Here is a 19,681-nt window from a genome sequence, read left to right as displayed (position 1 = left end):
GACCTAAAAAAACAAGTGAATTTAAACACCTAAAAAAAAGGCACTCCGCGTCAACGAAGTGCCCTGATTAACAATCAATAACGAAGCTGCGTCAACAGCTTCATAATGTGTAATTAAAACAATACAAAGGTATGAAAAAAAATCGTGTAGGTTCATGTCCTAACAGGCATCGCCTTCAAAAAATCTGTCGAATTATGAAATTATCAGCCCTTATGCTGCTTTTTTTCGGCCTTACCCTTACGGCCGAAACTACAGATGCCCAGCAGCGTCTTCGAAACATTAGCCTGGAAAACGCCACCATTCTGGATGTTTTCCGCGCGATAGAAGCCCAAAGCGACTTCGGCTTCTTTTTTAAAGATAACCAGATGGACCTGGAAAAACACTACTCCCTGAACCTTGAAGACGCTTCGTTGGAGGAAGCCCTAGCCAAGGTGTTTGCCGACGGGGAGTACAATTACCAAATTATAGGTGATAATGTGGTGGTGATGCGCAACGATGCGGACAGCACTTCCTCCATTACCTTAAGCCATCTTCAGCAGGATGGAAGAACCGTTAGCGGCACTATCCGCGATGCAAACGGAGAGCCTATACCTGGTGCTTCCATCGTGGTGAAAGGTACCACCACCGGCACTATCAGCGACATGGACGGGAATTTTACCCTGTCGGGTGTACCCGAAGATGCAACGCTTCAATTTTCATTTGTGGGCATGAATACCGTAGAAGCGTCGGTAACGAATCAAAACACCTTTGACATTGTGCTGCAGGAAGAAAGCCTGGGCTTGGATGAGGTTATAGTTGTTGGTTATGGCACTACCTCCACCAGGATGACCGTAGGGTCGGTTACTTCCTTACAAACTGATAAAATTGACGAGCTGCCTTTTACAAATACGGGCGATGCCTTGCAAGGCCGTACAGCCGGGGTAGTCATTCAATCGGGCGGAGGAGCACCGGGCTCAAAACCACGTATTTCAATCCGTGGTGGCGAAAAGCCTCTTTACGTAATTGATGGCGTCATTAGAGACGAAAGCGACTTTAATTCCCTTAACTCGTCCGATATCGACAAAATAAGCATCCTAAAAGACGCCAGCGCCACAGCCGTTTACGGTTCGCGAGCGGGAGACGGGATTGTACTTGTTCAAACCAAAAGAGGTCAAGCTGGGGATATTAAGATTCAGTATTCGGGAGGTGTGGATTTCAGTCAGCCCGCTGTGTTTCCCGATAAAATAAATGCCTTGGATTATGTTAACGCTGCAAACCAAGCTGCTGCATACGACGGACGCGACCCTATCTATTCGCAGGATGAGATTAATAAGATAGCTAACAATTCCGACCCTTATGGAAGCATTACCGCAAACACAGATTGGAGAGACCTGGCTCTTAATGACTTTGCTTCCGGACACCGCCATAATTTATCAATGTCAGGCGTTAGCGATAACGGTATTAACTATTATGCGGCAGTAGGCTACCTTAAACAAAACTCCATATTTAAGCAGTCGCATAACAACGAGTACGACCGTGCCAATTTACGAAGCAACATATCTACCCGCTTCGACGATATAGGTTTGGAAGTGGGAATAAATATCGATGGAGCATTGGAGAATCGGAATCCAACAGTTTGGGGCGATTATACTGTTTGGAGCCAGATTCAGAACGTAAAACCAAATTACGCCGCATTTAATCCCGATGGTACTTACAGTTCCATATCAATACACCCTTTGGTTATATTAGATGAAAGGGCGGGATATAACGATGAAAAGGACAAGTATGTCAACACCCAATTAAATGCCAACTGGGACGTTCCAAGCCTACCGGGACTAAAGGTTGGAGCATTGGCAAATGTGCGTTATAGCGATTATAACCAAAAAATATTCCAGTCCAAAGCACCTCAGTATCAACCAAACGGAGATGCGGTACCGTATACCAGCAACTACCTGCGGATGACCAATGATCACAGCACCCAAACCTCTTTCGACGCTAATTTGATGTACAAAAAATCCATCGACCGCCATAGTTTTGAATTACAAGGGGTTTACAGCTTCTTCCGATCGAATGGAGAAAACTTTTGGGCACAACGGGAGAAATATTTATCGTCGAGTTTCGACCAATTGTTTGCTGGTGATGCTTCTACCCAAACCAATTACGGTGCTGGCCGCGAATCTGCTCGTATAGGTTATGTAGGCCGTGTTAAATACGATTTTGACCGCAAATATATGTTCGAGGGTAACTTTAGGGTGGACAAATCCGACAATTTTGCACCCGGCGAAAGAACCGGATTTTTTCCATCGGGCGCCGTTGCTTGGACAATATCCGAAGAATCGTTTATGCAAGACTTAAAAGATAATGGTATAATTGACTTTTTAAAGGTAAGAACCTCATATGGTATTGTAGGACTGGAAGCAGGCGCCCGATTCGGCTATCTGCCCGTATATGAAATGGATCCCCAAGCGCTTGTTGTCGATGGAAATTTTCAAACCGGTTTCAGCGAAGGGCCACTGGTATCAAATGACCTTAGCTGGTATGAGCGCGAAGTGCTGGATATAGGTTTTGATGCGGCATTTCTACGGAACAAGCTTACGGCTACCTTCGATTACTATTATTACAGGACGCAGGGTTATTTAATATCACCTCAGAATCAGTACACTACCCCCTTGGGAAAAGACTTGCCATTGGTTAAAAGCGAGAGTGCCCATCGCCGTGCCGGATATGAGTTAAGCCTAAGATGGGAAGACACTGTTGGCGAGCTAAAATACGAGGTGGGTGCTAACTTCACTAGTTATGATGAGTTGTGGGAGAAGAAGGAAGACGAAACAATGTCGGATTTGATGGATCCTAACAAAAGGATAACACACACCAAAAACTATTATGGAAGAGCCTATAAAACAAATGGTCTATACCAATCCATCGATCAGATATTAACGAACCCAAGGCGCGAAACCGCCAATGAACTCAAACCGGGCGATTTGTTTTTTCAAGATGCAAACGGAGACGGAAAAATTGATGGCGAAGATTTCCGCAGGATAGGAAAGCCTACCTTCCCCTCTTTCTCGTACGGTATCGACTTTAGTTTGGAGTACAAAAATATATTTATGAACGGATTGTTTCAAGGAACAGGTAAACGCTATATGCAGTTGAATGAATTTATGAGAGGATCCAATACAGAATACATGACCTACGACTTTCAGAAAGATTACTGGCGAACCGACAATACCAATGCAGCTTTTCCGCGTTTGTCAACATATCAGAATTTAAACGCTGGCCAAAACTATACGGTTGCGGCTGATTTCTGGTACCACAATGCATCGTATCTGCGCCTAAAGTCGCTTCAGGTAGGCTATGACTTTAAAGATGTGGTTAAAAACCTCAACGGAATCTCTGCTATGAGGCTTTCTCTCTCAGGAACAAACCTGTTTACAATATCTGATGTAACCAAGTATTTTGATCCCGAAATTATATCAGATGCAGGATATGCGTATCCAATCCAGCGCACCTATTCGGTATCATTAAACGTAACCTTCTAAAAATTAACCAATTATGAAAATAAATATTAAATCAACATGGATTTTGCTTTGCATGTCCATACTCCTGCTCGCCAGTTGTAACGACGAGCTGGATACCAGACCATTAGATAAGTTTTCAGGCGATGTGGTATGGTCGGATGCCATTACCGCTCGGGCCTTTGTAAATGAAGCATACGGCATTCTTGGACACATGATTCAAGACGATGCCTGGTCCGACAATATGGTTTTAAACCCCTCACAGTCGGGTGCCAGCAACATGGTTCAGGAAAAAATTTCCAATGAAAACAATTTTGGATGGAATATTTATTCCGATATCCGCAAATGCAATTTGATACTTGAGAAAGTGGCGGAATCCAATTTTTCAGAAGCTGACAAAGACGTGATGATGGGAGAAGCTTATTTTTTGAGAGCCGTAACTAATTTTACCGCCGCCCGAAAGTTTGGCCGTATAATCATCGTGGAAGAAGTGCTGAATCCGGAAGACGATTTGCTATTGTCGCGCACGGCAAGCATAAAAGACACCTACGATTTTATCGCCAATGATCTACAAATGGCCGCCGACCTATTGCCAACGCAAGTGGCCACCGGCCGCATCGGGAAAGGAGCAGCCTACGCTCTGCTGGCAGAAGTAGCTTTGCACGGGGCGGCTTATCTTGATAATTCGGCCGACAAGGATGCCTACTACCAAACAGGCAAAACCGCAAGTGAAAATCTTTTTGCCTTGGGTATCTACGCACTTGATTCGGACTACAAAGGAATGTTTAACACCTTTGAAGGAGGATCAGGTTCACCTGAGATTATTTTAGCCCAGTATAGGCTCAGCACCAACACACAGATGTCCAATACATGGATGCAATTTCTGGTGCCTAATTTTGGAGGAGACAAAGCAGCGGAAGGCGTTTTGGAGAGATGGCCTCTTGACAAACCTCTTGAGGGATGGCTGGAAAAAACCCCTCCACAGCAATTGGTAGATGCTTATTTGGTAAATGATGCAGATGGGGAGTCAAAACCCTGGAACCAGACGAGCTATTTTCAAGCATTCGTCCCCCATGTGTCATCGGTACAGGACGCTATGTACAAAAATCGCGATAAGCGTTTCTATGCGAGTATTGTTCAGGATAGCTCAATGATGTACACCTCATTGTTAACCACCCGTATTGGCGGAAATGTACACTATGCCTCCAACGTGCAGCAAGATAGGCATATGACCAAGAGCGGTTATGTTTTTAGGAAGGCTATTTATGAAGCACAGTGGTTGTACTACAACGTACCCACAGATTATCACTATACGATCCTTAGATTGGGAAGGGCTTATCTGAACTACGCAGAGTTGCTAATGCGCATAGACGCAAACGCCAACATGGAAACCGCCATTGAATATATCAATATGACAAGGGTAGAACATGGTGGTCTGTCTCCATTGAGCACCTCTATATCTATAGATGAATTGTGGGATGCTTACAAAATAGAACGCCGAGTCGATCTGCTTCAGGAAAACGATCGCTACTGGTCATTGTTGCGTTGGGGCAAAGAAGATAATTTATCTGTTATCCCCGAGCTAAGCGAAATCCCTACGGCTATTTCCATCGGCGAAGACGGTAAAACTTTTGAAATTATACCGGTTCCGGTGGTGGCCGGAGCTAACGATCGGAATTTTACAAGCAGGAGGTATTTACTTCCATTACCCAAAAGCGAAACCAATGAAAATCCCAACATCAATCAAAATCCCGGCTGGGAATAGTATAACAGTTATAAATTATTGAGATATGAAATATATAAAAATTGCTTTTCTGATTATCGCAACGTCCTTTCTCAGTTCTTGCCTGACCAGCGGACTGGATGATTTGCCGACCTATAGCGATGCTGAGATTATTAACGTTAAGTTTGAATATCGTTGGTCAGTAAAAGAGGGCACCAGCGATAAGCTAAGAGTTAAAATGATGGTTACCGACTATGAAGTTAACAATAGTTCCAATACGGTAACATGCAGTGTAACAGTTCCGGCCGCCGATGGTGAATTTACCGAAGCTGTGCGAAGCAATGTGGTATTAAGCGATATAATTGCCTACACTACCATATCTTCCGCTGCCAGCATCATACCCGAGGGTAGTTCCCCTGCATTGGGCACGCCCGGCGATTGGACCTCGACAAATACCTATACCGTAAGAGCCGCCAACGGCGATTCAAAAACCTGGACAATTGAGGTGTCGGAGTTTAACAAATAACTCATCGGTAACTACCGTGCATTTAACCCAAATAATTGACTACGTCTAACGTTGTTTCTAGCATTATTTCTACCTCGGTAGCGACAAAGTTTCAGTAAGCTTTTTTCAAAAGTTTAACTTCAGCTTTGTCGGGGTTACCCTGAACTTTATTCATATTTTGGATAATTTATGAATAGTTCAGGTTAATTAATCCTGATAAAAACGGCTGTTTCATTACGATTCAGCCGCTTTTATTATATATTCACACAAAATACAGTTAACAAACAAATCATCTCCTTTAAAACCATAAAAAATGAAACAAGCATCCATCTTTATCCTATCTCTTTTTCTTTTAGTGGGCTTCGGCTGCACACCAGCTGAAACCACCATTTCCTTCAATGAATTTGGCGTTGATCCTGACTCACAGGAAAACGCATCAACGGCTGCCGCTAAACTTATTGAACATCTGCAAGCTCGAAAAGACACATCCCTTGTTACCGTTATTTTTCCCAAGGGCAGGTACGATTTTTACGAGGAGGGTTCCTTTGTCCGCGAGTATTACATCTCCAACCACGATCAGGACAATCCCAAAAAAGTAGGCTTCGCGTTGGAGAACCTGCAAAACATCGTCATCGATGGACAGGGCTCGGATCTTATCTTCCACGGCCGGATGATACCCTTTGCCCTACTGAACAACAGCAACGTAACGCTAAAAAACATGCACATCGATTATGAAGTGCCCGCGCTGCGCCAGCTAAAGATAACGAAGGTTAACAAGGAGGCCGACGAAGTGGTGGCCGAGATATATCCGCCCGGGAATTACCGCATCCAGGACAACAAGTTGGTTGTGGAGGGCGAAAGCTACGAGTTTACACCATTCACCTCCATGGCCTTCCGTGCCGACAAACGCCTTACTTACCTCAGGGCCGATGTGGCCTTTGACCCCGCTTCCGCAAGTGAAAAGTCGCCCAACACCCTCAGCATCAAAGGCTGGCAGCAGGTAAACCACACCTCACCGGGCGAGCGCTATGTGCTGCGCACCTACCACCGTCCCACACCCGGTATTTTCGTGAGCGAATGTTTGAACACCGGCTTTAAGGATGTTACGGTACATTATGCTGAGGGCATGGGATTGCTGGTGCAGATGAGCGAAAATATTACCCTGGACGGCTTTAACGTTTGTCTGCGCGGCGACGACGACGAGCGCTTTTTTACCACGCAGGCTGATGCCACCCATTTTTCGGCGTGCAAGGGCATCATCATATCTAAAAACGGATTGTACGAAGGCATGGCCGACGATGCCATCAACGTGCACGGCACTTATTTGAGGGTAACCAAACGCATCGACGACCATACCCTGCAAGCCCGCTATATGCATCCGCAGGCCTGGGGGTTTAAATGGGGAGAGCCGGGGGATCAGGTACAATTTGTGGAATCGGAAAAAATGGAACTGGTTGATCAACACCTCAACACCCTACAATCGATCAAAGCCGTTGACAAGCCCACCGAATTTGGTGCCAAGGAATTTGAAATAACCTTTGCCGATGCACTGCCGCAGCAAATTTCGGAAATGGGCAAGTACGGGATAGAAAACCTGACGTGGACGCCCGAGGTGCTATTCTCCAACAATACCGTGCGCAACAACCGGGCACGTGGCACTTTGTTCAGCACGCCAAAAAGAGTGGTTTGCGAAAACAACATTTTCGACCATACCCATGGAACGGCCATCCTGCTTTGCGGCGACTGTAACGGTTGGTACGAGACAGGACCATGCAAGGACGTGCTGATAAAAAACAACCAGTTTATCAACGGGCTCACGGCATATTACCAGTTTACCAATGCCGCCATTTCCATTTACCCCGAAATCCCCAACCTGGAAGATCAGGAGCAGTTTTTTCATTCCGGTATTGTGATAGAAGACAACACCTTTGAGATGTTCGACCAGCCTATACTGTATGCCAAATCCACCAACGGACTTATCTTCCGCAACAATACTATCAAGTACAACAGCGAGTTTGAGCCTTTTCATTGGAACAAGCATCCCTTCTTCTTCGAGAAAGTGGATAACATAACAATCAGCAACAATCATTTTGAGAAGGAAATGGATTGGAGCAAGGCGGTACGCACCGAGCTGTCGGAACCCAATTCGGTAGTAATGGAAAATAATACTGCTGAATAAACATACACAACTGAAATATGTGTAATTAGTGGCTATAAGAAAAGGCGACAATTCTCTTTTAAAAACCCTCCCTGGCTCCCGAAACAAGTTCGGGACAAGTTCGGGACACGTTGTGGCAGACAGGTAACGCTCCCGAATACGAGTTCAGGACAGGCTCTAAAGGGAGAACCAGAATCCCCGGAGAGAGCTAATTCCCCTTTCCGCGTGTCGCCTGAGCTGTAGCGGAGGAACAAGGGATTAGGGGTAATCGCAAAGGAGAATTTACAGAATAGAGAGTTTTCCTAAAAACACTAATTACTCAGCAAGCGCCAATGGCACTTCAAAAATTAACCACAATGAACTCAAGGGATGCTCAAAAGGCACAATGGATGCACAGTGTTTACCATGTTTTCTTTGTGTCCTTTGTGGTTAAAAAGCCTGAAGCTAAACAAACGTATTAAACTTTAAAATAAAACATTCAACATGAAATTTAATCTGTTTTTCGCCTTGTTTGCAGCCCTACTTTTTGCGGGCTGCACCAATGCCACGCCGCCCAAACAAGAACTTGTTTTATGGCACGATTCCCCGGCCCAAGTGTGGGAACAAACACTGCCCCTCGGAAACGGACGGATTGGGATGATGCCCGATGGTGGCATTGACGCCGAAAAAATTGTCCTCAACGACATCACCATGTGGTCGGGGAGCAAAGACCCCGAAGCGCTGAACCCCGAAGCCATTGATTATCTGCCCAAAATTCGTCAGCTCCTGTTGGAAGGAAAAAACCTGGAAGCCCAGGAAATGATGTATCAACATTTTCGGTGCCAGGGGCAAGGTTCAGCTTTCGGCAACGGGAAAGATGCGCCCTATGGTTGTTTTCAAATGGTGGGCAACTTAAACATCAAGTACGACTACCCGGCCAAAACCAACGCAGAAGACTATCGGTTTTCGTTGGATTTAAACGATGCACTTGCCCATACTTCCTTTACAAAAGGGGGCGTAAATTATGCCCGCGAGTATTACGTGTCGCACAGTGAGGATGTAATGTTTATCCGCCTAAGTGCCGATAAAAAACAATCAATCCATTTTAATCTTGGACTTTCGCGTCCGGAACGGACAGAAGTTTTTATCAAGGACAATGCCCTTTACATGAAAGGTCAATTGAACGACGGACGCAACGACAACAAAGGGGTGCGCTACGTCACCAAGGTGCAGCTAATCAACAAGGGGGGTGAAATGGCTGCCCAAAACAATGAACTTAGCGTTTCCGATGCCAACGAAGTGTTGATAATGATATCAACGGCTACCGATATGTTAGATGCAAACTATGAAACTACCGTAGAAAAACGGATTGCAGATGTCCTCAATACGAATTACAACACACTCCGAAAAAATCACGTAAATGCGTATCAGGAGAAGTTTCATCGCGTAGAGCTAAACCTGGGCCAACAAAACAATACGCTTACCACCAATACCCGGCTCAAGCAGTTCCAGAACCAGGACGACCCTTCTTTTGCCGCCCTTTACTTTCAGTATGGTCGTTACCTGATGATTTGTGGCACAAATGAAAACTCCATGCCGCTTAACCTGCAAGGCTTGTGGGCCAACACGGTTCAAACACCATGGAACGGCGACTACCACCTAAACATAAACGTGCAAATGAACTATTGGCCTGCCGAGGTCTGCAACCTATCGGAACTGCACAAACCGCTGATAGACTTTACAAAATCCCTGGTTCCGTCCGGCACCGCAACTGCAGAAACGTTTTACGGTGCCGATGGTTGGGTGGCCCACGTGATCACCAACCCCTGGCTCTTTACCGCTCCCGCCGAACACGCCTCCTGGGGCGCCACCAATACCGGCGGGGCCTGGCTCTGCGAACACCTTTGGGAACATTATGCCTTTACGCAGGACAAGGACTATTTGAAAAGCATCTATCCCACCCTGGCAGGCGCATCCGAATTTTTCCTTACTAATATGATAGCCGAACCCAAAAACGGCTGGTTGGTAACAGCGCCGTCCTCCTCCCCCGAAAACGGCTTTTTTCTTCCCGGAAGCAGGGATGCGGTTTATGTATGTATGGGTCCCACCATGGATGTGCAAATTATTACCGAGTTGTTTACAAACACCCTGGAAGCTGCCAAAATATTAGGCCTTGAAGATGAAACTACCCACAACATCCGTGAAACGCTCCCCAAACTCCCTCCCATGCAAGTTAGCCCTAAAGGCTACTTACAGGAGTGGCTCGAAGATTACGAAGAAACCGATGTGCACCATCGCCATGTTTCGCACCTTTATGGATTATACCCATCCAACCAAATAAGCCCTGAGCGGACCCCCGAACTGGCCGAAGCTGCCCGTCAAACCCTGGAGCGCCGTGGCGACGGAGGAACAGGTTGGTCACGTGCCTGGAAAGTAAACTTTTGGGCTCGCCTGCTGGATGGTAACAGAGCCTACAAATTGCTCAAAAGCCTGTTACAACCGGCCATTGGTGATGCTGTGCTTATGGACGGCAGCGGCAGCGGAACCTACCCCAACCTGTTTTGTGCCCATCCACCTTTTCAAATCGACGGTAATTTTGGCGGAACTGCGGGCATTGCCGAAATGCTTATTCAAAGCCATGATGGTTTTATTGAATTACTGCCTGCCATCCCTGATGAATGGGCAACAGGCAACTATAAAGGTCTTAAAGTTCGCGGCGGCGCAGAAGTGAGTGCTACCTGGCAAAACAATCGCCTGCAAAATGCTGAAATACTGGCTTCCACCGATAACACTTTCAGGTTAAAAGTACCTGCCGGAATAGCAAGCGTTAAAATAGACGGAAAAACGGCTGAGATCAAAGATGGTTTCGTAACGCTTGAAATGAAGCAAGACCAGAAAACTGTTTTGAAATTTGAATAAACAACGATGATTCACGTAAATTCCTTTTGATTTTTCGGTCATCCGCATTTTTTATTACCGGTGTGGATAACATGGAGATATTTTAAGGGCAAAGTACAGTGAAGCTTATTGGTTATATTAATCAATATAAAAATATCTTCCCGGACACGGAGAAAAGGTGTCCGGGAAGATTGTTTAGTTTAAACTTTCGTTTTTACTAACCTAATATCCTTCTGCAGCCGGACAGGTCACGGAATACCGATCACTGTTTACCGATCACCGATACACAAGCCGGATCCCACACCCCACTCTTTGCGGTTTCTTTTACGAATTCCGAAAAATCCTTTGGCTTTCGGTGTAACACTTTTTCAATATCATCGCTTATTTCCGAAATGCGGGGATCGCCCAATACTTCTGTAAACAGGTAATTGATCAGCCAAATATATTCCGATGGCACTTCAAGCTCTTTCAGCATCCTGGTATAGGTGCTCATCGAAATGGGCGAAAACGCGATATCCCTGCCGCTTGCTTCCGATATTTCACGGACGACGTCCTCAAAAGTCAGAAGGCGCGGCCCGGTCAGTTGATAGATATGGCCGTTGTGCGTGTTGTCCATTAGTGCCTCTACCACCACGTCGGCAATATCGCCGGTATCAACATAGGGTACTTTAGCCTGCGCCTGAGGTAGGGCAACAAGACCGGCCAGGATGGGGTCGAGAAAGAAACTTTCGCTGAAATTTTGGTTGAACCAACTGGCGCGCACAATGGTGTAATCCATCCCTGAATGCATAACGGCCTGTTCGCATAGTTCGGCTTCCCGTTCGCCCTTGCCCGAGAGCAGCACCAGCTTTTTGATGCCCTTTCGTTTGGCCTTCTTGGTCAGTTCCTCTATTGCCCCCAATGCGCCCGGCACAGCCAGGTCGGGCTGAAAGGTAATATACACCCTATCCATGCCTTCCAGGGCAGCATCCCAGTTAGATGGTTTCTGCCAGTCGAATGCCGGGTTTTCTGTCCGCGATCCAATGCGTACTGTCTGATTTAATGCGATCAAACGTTCGGCCACCTTGCGACCTGTTTTTCCTTTTCCTCCGAGTACTAAAATCTTGTTGTTCATGATATATTTGTTTTAAATTATTGTTTTTTTTATTGGCCAACTACACAGCTTTTGTTACACACGTAAGTAACAACAGCGAGAAAGAAATAATTGCAGTAACGGTGCGGACCAGATGGAGTTTGTTCCAACTGTCTTCAAACCGGTCCCGTAATGATTTGGCCCCATCAAGGCTTAGCTCCGATAAATCTGTCTTGTCCAACATTTCGTTCAGGGGTACGTTCCCGAATATGGTAACGAGCACCACGCCCACAAAATAGAGTACCAAAGCTCCTATCAACATCCAAACCATATAGGATGGAAGAGCCCAATGCAGAATAGTTGTGGCGATAATCAAGAAAATTGCACCAAAGAAAACTACAATGAACGGTGGGTTTAATATGGCTTTGTTCATCTGCCTAAAAGCCTGTAAATATGCCATGTCATTCAAGCGTGCTATCCCCGGGGTAACGACATTGGCCCATGTAAAGCAAAGCCCTGCAGAGAGTCCGGTGAATAGTGTTGCCATTAACAGTGTGATTATTTTTACCGATAGTTCCATGATTTCTGTTGTTTGCTGTAGTTATTACTTAGACTTGGCAAGAGAGGATTTTACCCTGAAGTGCCAATACAGCACCACCACCATCAGGTACTCAAAGGCGATGAGCCAAAAAGCGGGCGCACTAAAAAAGCTGTAGTAGGTTCCTCCCTGGGGCACAATCAAATAGGGTACAGTGATAAGGGCATCCAAAATTATAGCTGTAAGCACCACGATGGCGCCAAGCTTGGGCCCTGACAAATTAGATTTCCTATAAAAGATGTGCGCCCCCAGCCATGCGTTGGGAATTATTGCGACGGCCAATACCAGGTCGGCTTGCAGTTCCGGATCGTTCAATAAAGGGAATAAATAGGAGGCGGCGTAAAAACTCGATCCAAGTATCCAAATAATGCCTCCGACGATAATTGCTCTGACTTTGCTCATTTCTGTAAGTTTTAAATTTATACTACAAAGATGGCAGTTGTACGGGCAAGTCGTTTGTTCGAGAGGGAGGATGATTTGTTCGGGCGGGATTATTGCTTTATCTCGCTTGGGCGGAAACCGAATTTTTTGCTGAAAGCATTGGAGAAAGAGCTCAGGCTATCGTAGCCCACATGCCAGGCGGCTTCCTGAACGGTGGCCTCGTTGTTCCGTATAAGCTGATGTGCCTTGGTCAGGCGTTCGTTTTGTAGATATTTGAATACGGGGACACCGAAGACCTGCTTAAAATTCTTTTTCAGCTTGAAACTGTTGAGCCCTATTTGTTTGGACAGCTCGCTGAGCGAGGGCGGCGTTTCAAGGTTATTGCTAAGTATTTCCTTGGCCTCGAACAATTTTTCGCGTTCCGAGGCTTTGATGCTACTTTCTTTTGCCATGGAGAGCTGTCCGAAGAAATGCGACAGCAAGGCGGTTATCTGGCTCCTGAAAAACATCATCCTGGCCTTGCCCTGGTATTGTATGTTAAAAATTCCGTTTACGATGTCCTGCATTTGGGGTGTCATAAAAAAACGTGGGCCCTCCACATAATGATCGGCGGGGTTTACCAACTGATGCAGCAATTGTGAAAACAGTTCGCCCTCGTTATAGGGTAGCTTTTGAAGGTTCCGGGCCGCCGTGGCAATAACGATACATTGCAAGGGCTTTGTAGCCGATACGCGATGGACGAACTCCACCTTTTCGTCAGCATAAAAAGAGAGCGCCATCCCCTTGGTGTAATCAAATTCCTTTTGTCTGTGACCGTACATTACCGAAAGCCCCACGTTGCCCGAACCATAAAAGGCCACCGCGATAAGCGGCTCTTCAAAGGCGCAGGAATCGATGGTGGGCCGCTCCGCATCGGCTTCTTCCACCAAAACAATAAAATCGTTGATATGTATAAAGTCCCTTGTCATTATTACATTTTTTTGTGCGCAGGTATTTTTATCGTCCAAGCTGTTTGAGTAAATCTTTTTTCAGATCGTTTGGCAACTCGTTCCAATGCAGACCGTGCAAGGCGCCCTGCAAAGAATAAAGATAGTAACAAACCGGAAAAGTCTTCCCCGGATTTTGCTTGCAAATTTTTTCATAAGCCTTTGCCGGTGTCGTTTCGGCTAAGTCAGCAAGCGAGTAGATGTCAATTTCATGGAGATGCTTTAGTATAGTGGGGCCGATGTTTTTTGCTCCCATCAAGTTATTTCTCACTGCTGTATCCATTGTCTTTATCTTGAGGTGGTGAATATTTTACAATGTCGATACCTACACCGTTAGGGTCCTGGATAGCAAAATGCCTATCGCCCCAAGGTTCGTTGCGTATGTCGATTTTTATTGAAACTCCTTTCTTCTTTAGCTCATCGTATATTTGGTCCACATCCTCCACCTCAATGGTCAAATACATTCCTTGTCCTTGAAATGGTTTATGAAAAAGAGCTTGCTGACTTGGATGGTCGGGGAGCAAAAAACTAATTTCTGCTTCGCGGTTGGGTGTGTGCATCAACAGGTAAAATTCATTTTCGAATGTTACCCCAAATCCTAAGTTATCGGTATAAAAAGTTTTGCTCTCTGCCAGCTTTGTTGTTATAATACCTGCATTTAATTTCATTGTGTTTCGATTTTTAATTGACGGATCCGTTTGTGAATAGGCATTCGCTGTTAAGCAAGCCACCAATAGCATTGTTAGTATTTGTTTCATCATTTCGATAGTTGATTTACGATACAAATTTCTTACAGATTACGCTCCAAACATTGTAAAAATCGGACAAAATTTATCTGCCAAAAGCATTGCCGGGGGTACCTCCGTAAAAGTTTTTAAACTCTTTTATAAAATGTGCCTGGTCGTAATAGCCAACATCAAAGAAGAGTTTTTTTTGCCGCAAACTTTGTGATGATGGTTTTGCGTTCAGTATATTTTGAAAACGAACTACCTGGCTGAATGTTTTTGCTGTATCGCCAATATAAAATTTAAACAGTCTGCGAAGTTGCCTTACACTAATGCCTGTATCTATATCTTTTTCAATATTTAAGGTGCCTGAGTTTTCTGCAATAATTGAGATGGCTTTATAAATCCTGATGTCGTTGTTGAAGTTAATTTTTGAGATAAGTCCGGTAAAATAATGGTCGAACAGTTGTTTTATTTGATTGATATCTTTGTTAGGTTCAAAATACCCAGAAATAAATTGCGATGTTTTGGGTACGATTAGATTTAAGTTTTCAAATTTGTTGCTTAATTCGGAAGCATTTACATTAAATATCTGGGGAAACATTGTCGGCAAAAAACGTACGCCCACATAATGAAATGTATTGCCAAGCAGAAACTCAGTGTATTTTTTACAGAAGCCCATTACAAAATTCTCACAAGGATTGTTAAGCTCAAAGAAAATGTCGATACAACCGTCTGAAACAACCTTGTAATTGAACGGATCTTTAAGCGTTTGTAAGGTTTTCAGTTCCCAATAGCAATAGATGAATGGTTGTAGTGTTACGTCGGGTAGCATTTCTACATAGCTAACATTGCCGGCCGATTGCTGCACAGTCGGTTGAATTGGAGTGTATAATTGCCTTATGTCTTTCAAAAATTTCAATGTTATCCTGTCTTTTTTTCACATTCCTTTTTTAGTGACTCGAGCCAGTTGGCCATTCCGTTTTCGAGGGTCTGCTGAAACGACTTGCGGAATAATTTTGCTAAAATACCCTCCATGCTCTCTTCTACAGTGACCTTGGTGCCATTCGCGGTTTCACTTAAAATCCAGTTGTGGATGGCATATACTCCAAAAACTTTCCCGGTCCAGCCAAATTGGGTATTCGGGTTACAAGTGTGGATGTTAGAGTGAAGTGTTGTTCCCCCTGTTTTCCAATCAAATGTTTGCCCTACCTGTATTTGGCCATTCATTTTTGATATGGATATATCCGCATTCCAAGCGGACCACTTGTTTATATGCGTAAGTATGTTCCACACCCTTTCAATGTCTGCATGTATGACAATTGATTTTTTAGCTTTAACCGGTGCGGAACTATTGATTGGTTTCATTTTAAAGATTTGATATTTAACGCCACCATACAATCAACCGGATATATGGATGCCATGCAACATGAACAATACACACCGCCAGATGGTTGTGCCGGGTTCTTGTTTAATTGTATTCAGTTTTTTTTGATGAACCTCGATGTAACCTCTATCCGGGCAACCCCACAACCGCCCTGTTACAGCTGCAAATCATTTCTTCCTCTTTTTAAGGATAATCAGGGTGGTCACATAAACGCCCACTATGGCAAAGGGGATAGCCGTAAATCTATTCTCCGGGAAAAGATACCAGAGGGCAGTGACCGTCGCTGTTCGGGTTAGCGAATGAAATAGGCCCACCCAATGTTTGATGATCCACGAAAAGGGCAACCACATGGTTCCCGTTAAAACCCCAACGGTCAGGGGCAAGTAGGTATAATCCAGAATAAAAAACGGAATGGCGATGGCATATACCAACACCGCTTGCCCCACCGTAAATAAGAAAAGACTGTCGAAAACATTTTTGGATTTCTCTTTGTCCAAAAAATCCTCGCCCGTAAATTTTGAAATAAAAATACCCAGATAAACAATGCTGCCCGTTGCGATAAACAACACCCAAATCGTTGCCTCAACAGGCAATACAAGGCCGGATATGCCTATAACGAGCCATGCAATTAAACCTGCAAGTGGCGTGGCAACAAATTTTCGGCTGGCATACGCTATTCTTTGCTCTTCTAATGTTCTTTCCATGGTTTATTTATTTGTATGTAGAATATCCTTTGATGGCGAGATGCGCACTGGCAGTCAAATGAAGGCCAGCGAATTACTCGATTGGCATTCGTTATTTTATTATAGGAGTCTGACGAATATTAAGTTCCTGCCTTTGGCCTGTTGTATCAATTAATTGTACAAAAATATTATCTCCAAGCTCATGCTTTGCGTAATCACAAAAATCATTGCCATTTTCAAAATCCAAACTGTCAATTCTTTCTATTATACAATTTGGTCTAACTCCTTTGACCCAGGCGTTTGAGTTTTTTATAACAGACTGAACATAAATGCCTTTTTCAGTTGAATAACCCAGGCTAAAACGAGGGAAACGATTTGATTCTTCGGACGTGTCATTTTGTCTAAAATAAAGGTTTTGTTTATCCCAATCGATAGTTACCGGAAATCGGGATAGCAATTTATTTCCAAGGGAAACAGTTTTTCCTGTTCGCAGCATGATATTGTTAAGGCCTAACCTGCCTATGCCAACTGAGTCGTTATATGTAATCTTACGATCAAAGTTTACAGGTTTACCAATAATACCGGCTTGTTGCACGCCTTTTTCCAATAACACTGCACCGATGATATTTCTACCTTTAAGGGTAGTAAATATTTCATTATTCAATGATATCGACCCGTTGGAGCCATAATCCATCAATACATTTTTTACCGTAGCCGGGCCAATATGAACATCTATGAAGATATTGTATTGATAATCCGTTTTGAATGGGATAATGATGCAATCCTGAAAAGCATCCTTATTAATAGTTGAATTTAAAGAAACAGTCTTTTGTTCCTGGTCTATTGTCCAGTTGGCATGCCTTATGAGGTTTGAACCAATAATCCCATCTATCTCCAAACATTTCAATAGTGGGTTTGCATTAAAATCCCCAACAAATGCCGTTTGATTCATAAATGATACATTACCGACATGGATAGAGTCAACCTGAGCCCAGTCAACCTTTTTTTTGTTGTGGTCACTGTCAATAATGTTTCCTTTGCTAATTATTTCAAAAGCATGTTCATGCTGAAGCTGTTTTGAAATACTGAATGGTGCTCCTGTGTCAAATAAAAAACGATATTGTTTTCCTCGAATTGTAACAGGCAAAAATACGAGCCCATTTTGAATTTCTATATTAACGGTTTCCCTAAACTCATCGCGAGAAACCTCTCCATAACGGATTGCTTGGGTCCATTTAAGTGAGCATCCCCATGTTATAAAAATCAAACACCCTGTCAGGAGAAGTATGATAAATTTATTTCTCATTGTTTTTTCTGCCCAATGGCTTTATATCCAACCGCTATTAGTATTGTGATTATGACAATAAAATAAAGGGTAGTTGAACCACTTTTTATTAATGTAAATATATTCGTTAATTTCGCAATTGTTGGGTTTAAGGTCGGATAACTCCTTAGCATAGCGATGATGCCAAAGTTTTCCAGATAATCTGCGATTCCCGCAATTATTGGTAACAAGCATAGGTAGGTAAAAGGGGATTTGAGTTTGTTCAGTTTTTTTAGAAAATATGCCAATAACAAAGAATAGGTCAGACCAAAAAGTAGTGGATAAATCATATCCAAAGGTATTTGATTTGTCAAGTAAATGTCACGTCCGTTTTCCCCAAGTGTTCTAAATAATTCATTTACGTATTTCTGATTATATCCCGTTGGTAGCATATCCAACAATTTCATTCCGTTCGAGAATCCCATAGTTTTTGGAATCGTTACCATCAACATAAATACGTAAACGATATTTGTCAGCATAAAAAGTAGGAATACTTTTTTGTTCGAAATGTTTTTTTCTAAAATTTTAGTTAATCGGTTCATTATTTTTCAAATAAGTGATTACTGACTCGTATTTATTAATAAAAAATTCCTCCATAAAAATACAACTTTTTTAATTTTGTCGCTTTTGATAGGCCGTTAATTGAACTGAGACCATTTGACTGAATATCTATCAAAATTAAATTTGGATTATTACTAACGTCAACGCTGGTAAGATTATTTCCCCGAAGTAATAAAGTACCTAACTTGGTATTTAAGCTTAAATCAATATTCTCTATTTTATGCCCAAACGCTGCCAATAGCTTTAGGTTTACAAAGCCCTCAATTCCGGTCAAATCAGTAATTTCACCAAAATTACCAGAAAAATTTATGAGATGATTCGAAAGTTAATTGGCGATCATCGAAAACAAACACAAACCTCTCAGAGACCTGTCTTTAGTAGGCCGGTATCTTATTTCTTTAACTGCAGTACATTCTATAAATTCATACATGAGATGACAAAAACTGCCCATAAAAGTTACTATGGCTACGGATTTTAGCATAGGATGTACCTCCAAAGATTAAATAATCAAGGCTTTGTTTCCTCAATATAGCTTTGCCCTTCAATATGTTGTTTAACAAGCTCATAGAGACCAGACAATACGGCCGTGTAAATATCCAATTTTGGTTTAGCTACAACTGACTCCGTATTGGTGCAGGCATCTGATTGTACATTATTGCCAGACTGTGCAAAAATATTTGTTAGTAAAAGGACAATGATTGAAATGGTTAACAAGGTTTGCTTTGAATTAATTTTTAGCGTTTTCATGATTGTATTTTTAAATTTCTGTTGATACAAAGGTGGGGCAAAAGACAGGGCAGTACACAACAGCTATGCGGCTAAATATGTTAAGTTTTATAATACGATAAAAACTATGGTGCAGGAATATAAAATATGGCGCAAATTCCAAATTATTGCAGAAAAGTCACTATGCAACATGGCGAACATTGTGAACGTTGTGGTTAAGAAAAAGGAGTAGATCGTGCTCTTTTTTATAAAAAAGATCGCTTTTCGGTGCTCGATGTCGGTTATTTTTTTTGAGCGAAACACCCGAAGCTGCCGGTTCAAAAGGATGGGATGGCGTTTGTGAAAGAATTGCTTCGTGAACCTAATATAATTGTAAAAAGATTCCTTACGTAAAGCGCCCTTTTATTGATAATATATTTGTAAGTAAAGGTATAGAAGTATTAAACAAGGGATTTTAGCAGATACCGATAATGACAGATTC

17 protein-coding genes are annotated in these 19,681 nt (G+C 43.3%); 5 read left to right on the top strand and 12 right to left on the bottom strand.

Going from position 1 to position 19,681, the window contains the following annotated elements:
* The first annotated feature begins 194 nt into the window (after positions 1–194).
* From FN809_RS00145 to FN809_RS00125, 5 genes are all read left to right on the top strand, one after another.
* Positions 195–3,518: a TonB-dependent receptor gene (locus FN809_RS00145; RefSeq protein WP_221929322.1), complete on the top strand. Its 3,324-nt coding sequence runs from the start codon at positions 195–197 to the stop codon at positions 3,516–3,518.
* 13 nt (positions 3,519–3,531) lie between these two features.
* Complete coding sequence (locus FN809_RS00140) at positions 3,532–5,259, top strand: RagB/SusD family nutrient uptake outer membrane protein (RefSeq protein ID WP_142531455.1); 1,728 nt, start codon at positions 3,532–3,534, stop codon at positions 5,257–5,259.
* 25 nt (positions 5,260–5,284) lie between these two features.
* Positions 5,285–5,743, top strand: a complete 459-nt coding sequence (locus tag FN809_RS00135; RefSeq protein WP_142531454.1) for a DUF5018-related domain-containing protein — start codon at positions 5,285–5,287, stop codon at positions 5,741–5,743.
* Between the two features lie 292 nt (positions 5,744–6,035).
* Positions 6,036–7,901, top strand: a complete 1,866-nt coding sequence (locus tag FN809_RS00130; protein WP_142531453.1) for a right-handed parallel beta-helix repeat-containing protein — start codon at positions 6,036–6,038, stop codon at positions 7,899–7,901.
* 462 nt (positions 7,902–8,363) lie between these two features.
* Complete coding sequence (locus FN809_RS00125; protein ID WP_142531452.1) at positions 8,364–10,778, top strand: glycoside hydrolase family 95 protein; 2,415 nt, start codon at positions 8,364–8,366, stop codon at positions 10,776–10,778.
* A 241-nt stretch (positions 10,779–11,019) separates the two neighbouring features.
* Here the strand turns inward: FN809_RS00125 and FN809_RS00120 are convergent, their stop codons facing one another.
* The 12 genes from FN809_RS00120 to FN809_RS00065 all read right to left on the bottom strand — a co-directional run bounded on the left by FN809_RS00120 (position 11,020) and on the right by FN809_RS00065 (position 19,221).
* Positions 11,020–11,871, bottom strand: a complete 852-nt coding sequence (locus tag FN809_RS00120) for an NmrA family NAD(P)-binding protein (protein ID WP_142531451.1) — start codon at positions 11,869–11,871, stop codon at positions 11,020–11,022.
* 40 nt (positions 11,872–11,911) lie between these two features.
* Positions 11,912–12,376 carry an anthrone oxygenase family protein gene (locus FN809_RS00115; protein ID WP_221929321.1) on the bottom strand — a complete coding sequence of 155 codons (465 nt, stop codon included), beginning with the start codon at positions 12,374–12,376 and terminating at the stop codon, positions 11,912–11,914.
* Between the two features lie 57 nt (positions 12,377–12,433).
* The gene (locus tag FN809_RS00110; protein WP_142531449.1) at positions 12,434–12,829 is read right to left on the bottom strand and encodes a DUF5367 family protein; all 396 of its coding nucleotides are present in this window, start codon (positions 12,827–12,829) and stop codon (positions 12,434–12,436) included.
* Between the two features lie 89 nt (positions 12,830–12,918).
* The gene (locus FN809_RS00105) at positions 12,919–13,776 is read right to left on the bottom strand and encodes a helix-turn-helix transcriptional regulator (RefSeq protein WP_142531448.1); all 858 of its coding nucleotides are present in this window, start codon (positions 13,774–13,776) and stop codon (positions 12,919–12,921) included.
* A 28-nt stretch (positions 13,777–13,804) separates the two neighbouring features.
* Entirely contained in the window at positions 13,805–14,077 is a 273-nt protein-coding gene (locus tag FN809_RS00100) for a TfoX/Sxy family DNA transformation protein (RefSeq protein WP_142531447.1), read from the bottom strand.
* Positions 14,055–14,555 carry a VOC family protein gene (locus FN809_RS00095; protein ID WP_221929320.1) on the bottom strand — a complete coding sequence of 167 codons (501 nt, stop codon included), beginning with the start codon at positions 14,553–14,555 and terminating at the stop codon, positions 14,055–14,057. Before FN809_RS00095 ends, FN809_RS00100 begins: the two co-directional genes overlap by 23 nt.
* Before the next feature lie 70 nt (positions 14,556–14,625).
* Positions 14,626–15,432 carry an AraC family transcriptional regulator gene (locus tag FN809_RS00090; protein WP_246095361.1) on the bottom strand — a complete coding sequence of 269 codons (807 nt, stop codon included), beginning with the start codon at positions 15,430–15,432 and terminating at the stop codon, positions 14,626–14,628.
* Between the two features lie 11 nt (positions 15,433–15,443).
* A complete protein-coding gene (locus FN809_RS00085; RefSeq protein WP_142531445.1) occupies positions 15,444–15,887 on the bottom strand; it encodes an SRPBCC family protein in 444 nt (147 codons plus the stop codon).
* Between the two features lie 186 nt (positions 15,888–16,073).
* A complete protein-coding gene (locus tag FN809_RS00080) occupies positions 16,074–16,610 on the bottom strand; it encodes a DUF7010 family protein (RefSeq protein ID WP_142531444.1) in 537 nt (178 codons plus the stop codon).
* A gap of 91 nt (positions 16,611–16,701) precedes the next feature.
* The gene (locus FN809_RS00075) at positions 16,702–17,895 is read right to left on the bottom strand and encodes a retropepsin-like aspartic protease (RefSeq protein WP_142531443.1); all 1,194 of its coding nucleotides are present in this window, start codon (positions 17,893–17,895) and stop codon (positions 16,702–16,704) included.
* Positions 17,892–18,455, bottom strand: coding sequence for a hypothetical protein (locus FN809_RS00070; RefSeq protein ID WP_142531442.1), 564 nt, complete (start codon positions 18,453–18,455; stop codon positions 17,892–17,894). Before FN809_RS00070 ends, FN809_RS00075 begins: the two co-directional genes overlap by 4 nt.
* Positions 18,456–18,981: 526 nt before the next feature.
* Positions 18,982–19,221 (bottom strand): hypothetical protein, encoded by a 240-nt coding sequence (locus tag FN809_RS00065; RefSeq protein ID WP_142531441.1) that lies wholly within the window; start codon positions 19,219–19,221, stop codon positions 18,982–18,984.
* Positions 19,222–19,681 lie beyond the last annotated feature (460 nt).

Origin of the sequence: Saccharicrinis carchari, assembly GCF_900182605.1 — a bacterium.
Classification (GTDB): Bacteria; Bacteroidota; Bacteroidia; order Bacteroidales; family Marinilabiliaceae; genus Saccharicrinis; species Saccharicrinis carchari.
Note: the sequence above shows the minus strand (reverse complement) of the source record. Positions and strands in the feature narration are given on the sequence as shown.

Coding starts and splice junctions, on each gene's coding strand:
- FN809_RS00125 (WP_142531452.1), top strand. CDS start 8,364: ATGAAATTTAATCTGTTTTTCGCCTTGTTTGCAGCCCTACTTTTTGCG.
- FN809_RS00065 (WP_142531441.1), bottom strand. CDS start 19,221: ATGAAAACGCTAAAAATTAATTCAAAGCAAACCTTGTTAACCATTTCA.
- FN809_RS00145 (WP_221929322.1), top strand. CDS start 195: ATGAAATTATCAGCCCTTATGCTGCTTTTTTTCGGCCTTACCCTTACG.
- FN809_RS00135 (WP_142531454.1), top strand. CDS start 5,285: ATGAAATATATAAAAATTGCTTTTCTGATTATCGCAACGTCCTTTCTC.
- FN809_RS00105 (WP_142531448.1), bottom strand. CDS start 13,776: ATGACAAGGGACTTTATACATATCAACGATTTTATTGTTTTGGTGGAA.
- FN809_RS00115 (WP_221929321.1), bottom strand. CDS start 12,376: ATGGCAACACTATTCACCGGACTCTCTGCAGGGCTTTGCTTTACATGG.
- FN809_RS00075 (WP_142531443.1), bottom strand. CDS start 17,895: ATGAGAAATAAATTTATCATACTTCTCCTGACAGGGTGTTTGATTTTT.
- FN809_RS00120 (WP_142531451.1), bottom strand. CDS start 11,871: ATGAACAACAAGATTTTAGTACTCGGAGGAAAAGGAAAAACAGGTCGC.
- FN809_RS00110 (WP_142531449.1), bottom strand. CDS start 12,829: ATGAGCAAAGTCAGAGCAATTATCGTCGGAGGCATTATTTGGATACTT.
- FN809_RS00080 (WP_142531444.1), bottom strand. CDS start 16,610: ATGGAAAGAACATTAGAAGAGCAAAGAATAGCGTATGCCAGCCGAAAA.
- FN809_RS00130 (WP_142531453.1), top strand. CDS start 6,036: ATGAAACAAGCATCCATCTTTATCCTATCTCTTTTTCTTTTAGTGGGC.
- FN809_RS00070 (WP_142531442.1), bottom strand. CDS start 18,455: ATGAACCGATTAACTAAAATTTTAGAAAAAAACATTTCGAACAAAAAA.
- FN809_RS00095 (WP_221929320.1), bottom strand. CDS start 14,555: ATGATGAAACAAATACTAACAATGCTATTGGTGGCTTGCTTAACAGCG.
- FN809_RS00085 (WP_142531445.1), bottom strand. CDS start 15,887: ATGAAACCAATCAATAGTTCCGCACCGGTTAAAGCTAAAAAATCAATT.
- FN809_RS00100 (WP_142531447.1), bottom strand. CDS start 14,077: ATGGATACAGCAGTGAGAAATAACTTGATGGGAGCAAAAAACATCGGC.
- FN809_RS00140 (WP_142531455.1), top strand. CDS start 3,532: ATGAAAATAAATATTAAATCAACATGGATTTTGCTTTGCATGTCCATA.